This window comes from Oleiagrimonas sp. (assembly GCF_027858935.1).
GTDB lineage: Bacteria > Pseudomonadota > Gammaproteobacteria > Xanthomonadales > Rhodanobacteraceae > Oleiagrimonas.
Genome location: NZ_JAQIBU010000304.1, coordinates 1 through 10,048, shown reverse-complemented (window position 1 = coordinate 10,048; position 10,048 = coordinate 1). Strand labels below are relative to the sequence as shown.

5 protein-coding genes are annotated in these 10,048 nt (G+C 60.2%); 2 read left to right on the top strand and 3 right to left on the bottom strand.

All coding sequences use genetic code 11. The features are described 5' to 3' along the window. The first annotated feature begins 192 nt into the window (after positions 1-192). Together mnmG and PF446_RS11200 are read left to right on the top strand one after the other, a co-directional pair. Complete coding sequence (mnmG, locus tag PF446_RS11205; RefSeq protein ID WP_298071598.1) at positions 193-2,070, top strand: tRNA uridine-5-carboxymethylaminomethyl(34) synthesis enzyme MnmG; 1,878 nt, start codon at positions 193-195, stop codon at positions 2,068-2,070. 187 nt (positions 2,071-2,257) lie between these two features. Beyond that, positions 2,258-4,108: an autotransporter domain-containing protein gene (locus PF446_RS11200; RefSeq protein WP_298071596.1), complete on the top strand. Its 1,851-nt coding sequence runs from the start codon at positions 2,258-2,260 to the stop codon at positions 4,106-4,108. 183 nt (positions 4,109-4,291) lie between these two features. On the opposite strand, the gene PF446_RS11195 is transcribed toward PF446_RS11200, so the two are convergent. From PF446_RS11195 to glyS, 3 genes are all read right to left on the bottom strand, one after another. Further along, complete coding sequence (locus PF446_RS11195; protein ID WP_298071594.1) at positions 4,292-5,128, bottom strand: YbaY family lipoprotein; 837 nt, start codon at positions 5,126-5,128, stop codon at positions 4,292-4,294. A gap of 485 nt (positions 5,129-5,613) precedes the next feature. Beyond that, complete coding sequence (locus PF446_RS11190; RefSeq protein ID WP_298071592.1) at positions 5,614-8,751, bottom strand: TonB-dependent receptor; 3,138 nt, start codon at positions 8,749-8,751, stop codon at positions 5,614-5,616. A gap of 314 nt (positions 8,752-9,065) precedes the next feature. Continuing rightward, positions 9,066-10,048: glycine--tRNA ligase subunit beta (gene glyS / locus PF446_RS11185; RefSeq protein WP_298071590.1), on the bottom strand; the 983-nt coding region annotated here is incomplete at its 5' end.

Sequence of the window (10,048 nt, the reverse complement as noted above, 5' to 3'; positions counted from 1 at the left end):
GCTACCCCTCGCCGGCGCGCGGCCGGCCCCTGAAACCCGCCTCAGCCCGCTTCCTGCGGAACCTATGCCCGGCGAGGGTGCAGGACAGACACATGCATGCTTCATGCCAACTAGCCGTTTTAGGCACAAGACCCCGGCATGCACTCTCGATAGAATAGATCGACCTCTTTCTGTCCCAACGTTCATCAAACCATGCATCATCCACACACCTACGATGTCATCGTGATCGGCGGCGGCCATGCCGGCACCGAGGCTGCGCTAGCAGCGGCGCGCACCGGCGCGGACACGCTGCTGCTGACCCACAACATCGAAACCGTTGGCCAGATGAGCTGCAACCCTGCGATCGGTGGCATTGGCAAGGGGCATCTTGTGCGCGAGATCGATGCACTCGGAGGCGCCATGGCCATGGCTGCCGATCATGCCGGCATCCAGTGGCGCACACTTAACGCCTCCAAGGGACCCGCCGTTCGTGCCACTCGATGCCAGGCTGACCGAGCCCTTTACAAGGCGGCCATCCGCAAGATCGTCGAGACCCAGCCCAACTTGAGCCTTTTCCAGCAGGCCGTGGATGACCTTTGCATCGAGCACGGACGGGTAACGGGCGTGAAGACGCAGATGGGCCTGACCTTCCGTGCCCGCGCGGTCGTGCTTACCGCGGGCACCTTCCTAGGCGGGCGCATCCATATTGGGACTTCACAGCATGCCGGCGGACGCGCCGGGGATCCACCATCCACCACCCTGGCCGAACGTTTGCGTGAACTGCCTGTAGCAGCGGATCGCCTGAAGACGGGTACACCGCCACGCATCGATGGTCGCAGCATTGACTACAGCCTGCTGCGCGAACAACCCGGTGATGAGCCCTTACCGGTGTTTTCCTTCATGGGTACACGCGCGCTGCACCCGCGCCAGGTCAGCTGCTGGATCGCCCACACCACCGCCGCGACCCATGCCATCCTCCGCAACGCGCTGCACCGTTCGCCCCTTTACAGCGGCCAGATTGAGGGCACCGGGCCACGCTACTGCCCCTCGATCGAGGACAAGGTGGTGCGTTTTTCAGAGCGCGAGTCGCATCAGGTCTTTGTCGAACCGGAAGGCCTGCACAGCACGGAGATCTACCCCAACGGAATTTCCACTTCGCTGCCTTTCGACGTCCAGCTTGACCTGGTGCGATCGATCCCCGGTTTTTCCGATGCGCATATCACCCGTCCGGGCTATGCCATCGAATACGACTACTTCGACCCTCGCGGTCTGCATCCGTCGCTGGAGACCCGTGCCATTTCAGGGCTGTATTTTGCCGGCCAGATCAACGGTACCACCGGCTATGAAGAAGCCGCCGCACAGGGCCTGGTTGCCGGACTCAATGCTGCACGCGCCATCGGCGACCATGCGCCCTGGATACCGCGACGTGACGAGGCCTACATTGGCGTTCTGATTGACGATCTCACCAGCAACGGCACGCTCGAGCCCTATCGCATGTTCACTTCGCGCGCCGAATATCGCCTGCACCTGCGCGAAGACAACGCCGACCTGCGTCTCACCGGCATCGGCCACGAACTTGGTCTGGTGACTTGCGAACGCCATGACGCACTGCGTCGCAAGCGCGATGCTGTCGATGTCGAGACCGAGCGCCTGCGCTCCCTGCATGTCAGCCCCGAAAATGCCCTGGGCATCGCTCTCATCCAACAAAGCCAGGCCTCCATCACACGAGACTCGAGTGCGCTCGATCTGTTGCGCCGACCTGAATTCGACTATGCCCGTCTTACCCGCGTCGAAGGCATCGGACCTGGCGTGGACAGCCCCGAGGTCGCCTTCCAGGTCGAGGTACAGACCAAGTACGCCGGTTATCTTGAACGCCAGCGTGCCGAGATTGAACGCCATCGTCGCAATGAGGACACCCTCATTCCTGCCGATTTCGATTACCAGACCGTGCACGGGCTTTCCGCCGAAGCGCTTACCAAGCTCGCCCGGGCCCGGCCTGCCACGATCGGCCAGGCATCCCGTATCAGCGGCGTCACCCCTGCAGCCATCACGCTGCTTCTGGTCCACCTGCGTCGCAGGCATGCGGCCTGATACCGGCACTTCCCTTGGATCTACCTGCGCGCTGTCTGGCCCCTTGATTCGTACCCCACGCGCTGCATTGCAGCGCAACATGCGCTACCGTACGGACTCTATTATCGTTAGGATCATGTTGTTTCCGCGCTGCAGGTAATGTGCTGTGGCGTCTTGTTTATTGCCCATACCCAGGGAGATTCATCACATGCTTCGTTTTCGCCATCTCACCAGCGCCATCGTCGCCTCCCTGGCATTCGCCAGTGCGGCGCAAGCGTCCACTGATTTCAACAAAATGGTTGTCTTTGGCGACAGTCTTAGCGACAACGGCAACTTGTCGCTTGCGCTCGGTTCGACCCAACCATCCCGCTTCACCACCAATCCCGGAAAGGTCGCTGTCGAGGATATCGGAAGCGCCTTCGGCTTCATGCTCACGCCATCCATTACCGGTGGCAATGATTACGCATACGGCGGCGCAGGCATCAACAACAATTCCTCCGCCGGACCGATTCCCCTGCTCTCCCAGCAATTTGGCATGTACCTGGCCGCCAACGGTGGCAAGGCCGACCCGCATACGCTCTATTCGGTCTGGGGTGGTGCCAATGACATTTTCTATGCCACTTCGGGGGCGGTCTCGCCTTCGAACATACCGCTGCTGGTCGGGGGCGCCGCACAAGGCGAGCTGCAATTGCTGGGCCAGATGCAGGCTGCCGGAGCCAAGTACGTCATGGTCTTCAACCTTCCCGATATCGGCAAGACGCCTTCCGGCCTGGCCGCGGGCCCGACCAACTCGGCCAATCTGACCTCGCTGTCGCTGGTCTACAACGGCATTTTGAACACCGGGTTGAGCACGTTGAGCAACAACGGCCTGAACGTGATCCCCGTCAATACCTACCAGCTGATTAGCGAAGTCATCCGCGATCCCAAAACCTACGGATTCACCAATGTCACGGATGCTGCCTGCGGTCTTGCATCCAGCTCCCTGCAATGCGGTCCTGCAGGCTCCGGTGCACCGTACACGTATGCGGCCGGTACCAACAATACATGGCTGTTCGCCGATGGCGTGCATCCGACCACCGCTGCACACCGCATGCTGGCCCAGTATGTCGTTGCAGAGATCAATGCTCCGGGCCAGACCTCACTGCTTGCCGAAGCGCCGATCGCAGCCAGTGCCGCCCATCTGCGAACCCTGCGCAGCAATATGCTTGGTGCCATGAACACGCAAGGCAGCCATCTTTTTGCCAACATCACCTACGGCAACCAGACCTTCGATGCCACGGACAACACCCCCAAGACCGACAGCCACAACGTCAATCTCACCTTCGGCACCACTGCAAGCGCAGGCAGCAACGTGACGCTTGGCGCAGCCATTGGCGTGTCCCACAACAAGGCTTCAGTTGCAGGTAACCATGGAGGCTACAAGCTCAATTCCACACAGGGAACCGGCTATGCCCTCTACCACGCCGGTGGTGGATATTTCGGTGGCTACATCGGCTTTGCCCAGTTGGACTACAACGACGTGCAACGTCGATTCCAACTCGGGGCCCTCAATCGTCTTGAAGCCGGTCGAACCAGCGGCTCTCAGCTTCTTGGCGGTTTCATCGGTGGCTGGATGTTCCATGCCGGTGCGCTCCAGACCGGACCCTTTGCCCGCGTCGAATGGCAACGCATTCGCGTGAATGGCTTCAGCGAATTCGGCGGCGACAGCTCCTCGATGTGGTTTGGCCCACAGGAACGGCTGGCCCTGAAAAACACTTTGGGTTGGCGCCTCAAGGGTGACTGGCAAGTGGGCCAGCTGATGATGCACCCGTATGTGGACCTCGCGTGGAATCGCGACAGTCACGCCGGCCCACGCCAGGTCCAGGCCGGCCTGACCACGATGAATGGAAGCTTCGCCCTGACCGGGTTTGTTCCGGACAAGAACTGGGGCAGCGCCGATGTCGGCATCATGACGGAATTTGATTCCACGACTTCGGGATGGTTGGGCTACCAGGGCAGCTACGGCAGAAACAACCAGAAGCTGAACAACTTCAACATGGGCCTGAAGATCAATTTCTGATGCATGCTTGAACGCGACGGGGTGACCTGATGGCGGGTCATCCCGCATCCAGGCTCTGTGTTGCCAGCAACCTGTTTCCATTCAAGCCTTTTCACTGGCTTCGATCAGCGGACAAAAAAAGGCCGGACACGCGTCCGGCCTTTTTTGTCCATGCACTCTATTGCGCATGCGGCATGCATGAAGTCACTTCTTTTTCTTGGCCGGAGACTTCTTCCTGGCCAGTGCAAGCATCGTCATGGCCGACTTGTGCAGGTCCGCTGCATCGGCATCGGAAAGCTTGCTGGTCTTGCCGTCGGCTTCCTTATCGGCCAGCACCAGTTTTCCGTCCTGATTCCAGCCTGCACGGTCGATTTCGCTCGCCTTTGCCTTCTGGCTGGACTTGTGTTTGACCACGACCACCCAGGGTTTGCCGTTCTTGTAGGCGTAGTCCGTGTTGCTGAAGCCTTTGTCGCCTAAATCGGTGTTCTCGCGTACGAATACGATTTTGCCCGTATCATTGCTGCGGAATGTCTGCCAGCCGTGGGAAACCTTCTTTTCCAGCATCCTGCCATTGGTGATGCTGTAGCCACCCAGGTTCTTCTGCAACTGGTGGAAGTCATTGAGCATTTTTTCTTCGGGCGTCATGTTTGCGGCCAACATGATCTTGACGCCGGTCGTCGGCGCGCCGCGGGTGATGACCGGTGCCTTCACCGGCATGTTGAAGGTGCGCTCACCATCGACCAGTTTCACGTCGATCACGTAGATGTCTGCCGGATCGATCTTTGCAGAGGCGACGTTGAACGAGAACGAGGTCGGCATCTGTTTCACCGGCGAGATGGTCTGGCTGGCCAGCGGCTTGGCGTTATCCCTGGAAGCATCCTGCAATTGAATCTGCATGGTCGCTTGCGGGGAAAGCTGCCGTGGTTTGAGCAGGCTCACCGTACCCGTGACCGTGCTGTTTTTTGCTGCAGCCGCCTTGTTCTGGCCACTGGAGGAATTGTTGCAACCGGTGACTGCAAACGCGGTCAGCACGGTCAGCATCAAGGCGATCCTGCGCATAGTAAACCTCATTGGAAACGTTGAAGTAGACATGAAGTGTGGCTCACCTGGAGGCCCCAGGTGAACTGTACTTTATGGGGGAAGCTCCAAGCATAACCAAAATAGATAACACAGGGAAGAACGGCTCCGCACCTCCCCCTCAGAGCGAACATTTGCGGACAAGCTTACCTCCCCGACACTTGCTCACCCGTTGAGCGTTTCCTCGCAAGCCGCGTGGCCCGTTTTTTCATGGGCACCCTTTCCCTGTGGGTATCAGCCAGCTCATGCGCTGGTACAGCGCCCTCCGGTTTCTGCGCGAATGCAGTCGCCCGAAACGGGCCTCCTGGACCCAGGCAAGCCCGGGGCCGGGAAGCTGTGCGCCCACCTTGGAATGGCATGCATATTTCTGCAACACAGTAAAAAAAACGCCACCCTTGCGGGTGGCGCTTGATTGGATCGAAACGGATCCAGGTCGTACTGCGGTCTGATCAGTAGTCGTAGGACACCGACAGGCGCATGTAGCGGGGTGGCGTGACGGCCGACCCGTAGAGCGACGTCTGTGACGGCATATGGAACGTGTTGCTTACCTGATGATTAGCGCTCACCAGACTTACGCTGGACTGGTTTGTACGCTGCTGGTTCAACACGTTGAACACATCCAGCTTGAAGGCCAGCTTCTTGTCACCAAAGTCAGGCGTGTAACGCACCCCCAGGTTGACGATTTCCGTCCACGGATTATGACCCGCAAACGGACTGTTGCTGCCCGGATGCACGATCTGGCCTGCGCACCAATGGTAGTTGCCGGTGCCCCCGCCGTTGTAGCCGGTCGGATCGCCGGTGGCATTGGGACCATAGTAACCCAGACACTCACGCGGAGAACCGGACTGTATCAGCGCGACACCGGAGACCAGCCATTCCGGAGTGATCTGGTACGCACCGCGGATGCGGATCTGGTGCTTGCGGCTGTTCAGCAGCTGACCACCCTGACCCTGCATCAGCTGCCAGGAATCCCAGTCCTCCGTCTTGGACACGTCGGCCTGGCCGAAGTCAGGACGCACCTGACCGGCGGTGTTGCCGTTGGCGTAGGTGTAGGTGTAGCCGATACGGCCGTACCAGGTGCCGTCAAACGGATGCTCCAGGTACACGTTGAGCGCTGCATACTCGCGCTTGGGCTTTTGCAGGAAACCCCAGTCCTTCTGGTTCATCGTCACCTTGGTGTAACCGCTGCCGTCCATCTTGGCGATCAGCAGGGTGTTGGATTGACCCGGATTGACCAGACGGCAGTAGGCCGCGCCATACAGCGCGTCGTAGTAGTTTTGCGGGTTCAAGCCCATCTTGGTCATCTTGGCGGCAATCTGGCCCGGCGAGCACTCGTCGTCGATGGTCGACTTCAGAGCGCGGTAGCTGGCCTTGGCGCCGTACACCCACTTGTCACCCAGCTTCTTGTCGAAACCAAGGTTGAACTGGTCCACGTACATGGCCTTGAGGTTGCTGGACGTGACCTGCTTCGGATCTTTCGGCAGGCCAGTCTCGCCATCGGGCGATGTAAGATTGGAGTTTCCCGTCACCGCGGCTGTTGGCGTCAGTCCCTGCGGCAGACCATTTTTATCGATGCCCGTGTAGGTGAACCACTGGGAAACGTAGACCGATGCGGTCGCTGCACGCTCAGCCGCATTGGTGGGCAGGGCCAGGTAGTAGCGGCCCGCATTGCCGTAGACCTTGAAGCTGGAATCGCCGTTCACGTCCCAGCTGAAGCCCAGGCGCGGCTCCCACTGGTTCTTCATGTCAACGAACGCGGTACCCACGTTGTTGTAGTTGATGTAGTGATCGTTACGCAGGCCCAGGTTGACCTGCAAGTCCGGCGTGGCCTGCCATACATCCTGCAGGTAGAACGCCTTCTGCTCGGTCGACATGCTGGCCTGGAACGCGATGTTCAGGTAACGCGCATAATAATTGTTGTTGATATTATAGTAAATCCAGCGCGTGCCATTGAGCACAGGCAAACCAGACAGAGGACCGCCACCAACCCCTGGAGGCGCGTGTCCGCCGGTGTACACGAAGTCCTGCTTGTGCGCATTGTAATGCATGTTGTCGATGCCAACGCCCAGCTTGTGGTTGCCCAGCTGGTAGGAGAAATCGACGCGCAGGCCCTGCGTACGCAGCGATGCGTCCGGAGCGATGATCGACGTGTTGGTCTGGTTGTTGTTGACCCCGCCCGCCGGCACGAGGGCCGGATTGAAGGTGCCCGAGATATACGGCAAGGTACTCTTGTTGCCATAGGTCACGGGGTCGGCGAATTCGCCCTTGCCCCACAACACGCTCAGGTTGGCGTTGTCACCGATGTAGCTGGTGTATTTGATGATGTTGAAGTTGGCGTTGTTGGTGTAGTTGTTGTTCGCACCCACAAACGGCCCGGCCTTGAACGTGTTGTAATTGAACTTGTAGGTCGAGCCCGAACCGGAGTTCTGGTCGCTCTTCAGGTAGGTGTATTCAAGGATGTTGTTGTCGTTGATGTTCCAGTCGAGTTTGCCGTAGAACTTGGTGGTATGGCTGCTCTGATAGCCCACAACGCCAAGGTAGGGAGCGGAGTTCGGGGAGTAATACGTGTTGTTGCTCACGCCGGTCTGCTGGGTCTTGGTATATTCAGCAGCCGCGAACATGTACAACTTGTCCTTGACCAGCGGGCCACCCACGTAGGCCGAATAAATGGTCTCCCATCCCTTGCTGTCATTGCGGTAGTTGTGGATGGTGTGGGGCGCGTAGGTGCTTTCGTGGGTGTAGGTACCCGGTCCGGCCGGCGTCGGCTGCACCGGGTAATACAGGTTCTTCGGGTTGGACTGCAGGAACCGCGGCTGCCAGGCAACCTGGCCACCGAAATGCCACTGGTCGGTACCGCGCTTGCCGATCTGGCTGATCACGCCGCCGTCGGAACGACCGTACTTGGCGCTGAAACCGCCGGTCAGGGTTTCCTGCTGCGCGATCGAGCCGTACGGCAGCGTGAAGCCGCCAATGTTGCGGTACGGTTCGCCGGTGTTGAAGCCGTTCACGTAGTAGGCGTTCTCGGCCACGCTGGAACCACCAATGGACACCGAGTTATTGAAGAAGCCGCTGCCTCCGACCGTACCCGGGGACAGCAGGGCAATTGCCTCGGCGCTGCGACCCACCGGCAATTTCTGCAGGTCGGATGCGGTGATCACGGTGGTGGCGTTGACGCTGGTGACGTCGATCGACGGCAATGCGTTGGCATTGACCTGAACCGCGCCCAGACTTGCCGCGTTCGCGGTGCTGGCTGCGAAGTCGACTTCGGTGCCGCCGCCGACATTGATGCTGACGTTGTTGCGGGTGGACACGGCATTGCCGCTGCTGTCCTCCAGGGTCACGCTGTAGGTGCCCACGGGCAGGTCGGCCACGGTGTACTTGCCGTTGGCGCCGACCGTCACTACACGGCTGATACCCGGGCCCTTGACCTTGACGGTCTGCCCTTTGGCCGCCGGAGCATTACCAAAAATGGCGCCAGAGGTGGCCTGGCCCATGGCCACACCGGTGAAGCCCAGGCCCACGGCCAGAGCGACAGCAAGGGCATTGCGACGTGAGAACGCCCCGCCTGTCAGATTACGTTTAGTCATTAGGATGATCTCCCCAGATCGGCCCCAAGGGGCCACTTAAAGCATAGCGACCTGGCTGATACCGGTCACCTGGAACGCAGTCGAAGACCCGTTTAAAGACAAAACCCCGGAATGAAACATCCCGAGGCATCCCTGTGCACGAGCCTGCTCCTGCAGATTAGCAACGATGGACAAGAGCCCCAAACGAGGCTTTTTCGTCTATCTGTTGGTGCGACGATACCCCTGAACGTAACACGGTGTCAACACTTTCTTAGCAATTGGGTCATATCGAGGACCCCTCGCAAGGCGTCCCCGCCGGCCGTTTCACAGCCGGTTCAGAGCCTGGCAATGTCCGCGACATCCATGAAATGGCGCTGCAATTGAGCCAGCAGGGCCAGCCGGTTGGCGCGTACAGCGTCGTCCTCGGACATCACCAGCACGTCCTCGAAAAACCGGTCGACCGGTTTCTGCAGGGCCGCCAGTCGGGTCAGCGCCAGCGCATAGTCACCGTCCGCGACCGCCTCTCGACTGGCCTGGCTGGCCTGCGCCAGGGCCTGCGCCAGTTCGCGTTCCGCGTCCTGCTCGAAACGATCCGGATCCACCTTCTGCGCGGGCGCCTCACCGGCTTCGGCCTGCTTGCGCAGGATATTACCCACGCGCTTGTTGGCCGCCGCCAGGTTTGCAGCCTCGGGGCGGCTGGCAAAGGCTGCAACGGCACGCAGCCGACGATCAAAATCGACCAGACTGGACGGCGCCACGACCATCACGGCATCGAACTGGTCGTTGCTGAAGCCCTGATCGGCGTAATAGCCACGCAAGCGCTCGAACACGAAGCGGGTCAGCTCACGCTGCAGCTCCCCGCGACGGACGCCCGCATCCAGCGCAGCCGGGGTGCCGTCCTTAGCCGGTTTCAGAGCCGCAGCCAGCGCGGCTTCGGGCAGCAACTGCAGCGCCTCGGTGAATGCAGCGCCAAGATCGATGTCCAGTTCGCCCTCGATCAGGGTCCTTGCCAGTCCCAGAGCCGCGCGGCGCAAGGCAAAGGGATCCTTGTTGCCGGATGGCTTCATGCCGACCGCAAAAATGCCTGCCAGGGTATCCAGTCGCTCGGCCACGGCCAACACACGGGCCAACGGACTTGCAGCAATGGCGTCCGCGGCGTGACGTGGTTGGTAGAAGGCGTCCAGGGCGTGCGCCACTTGCGCCGATTCACCGTGCGCCAGGGCGTAGTACCGCCCCATCACGCCTTGCAGTTCGGGGAATTCACCCACCATGCGACTCATCAGGTCGCACTTGCACAGCGCCGCGGCTCGAGTCGCCA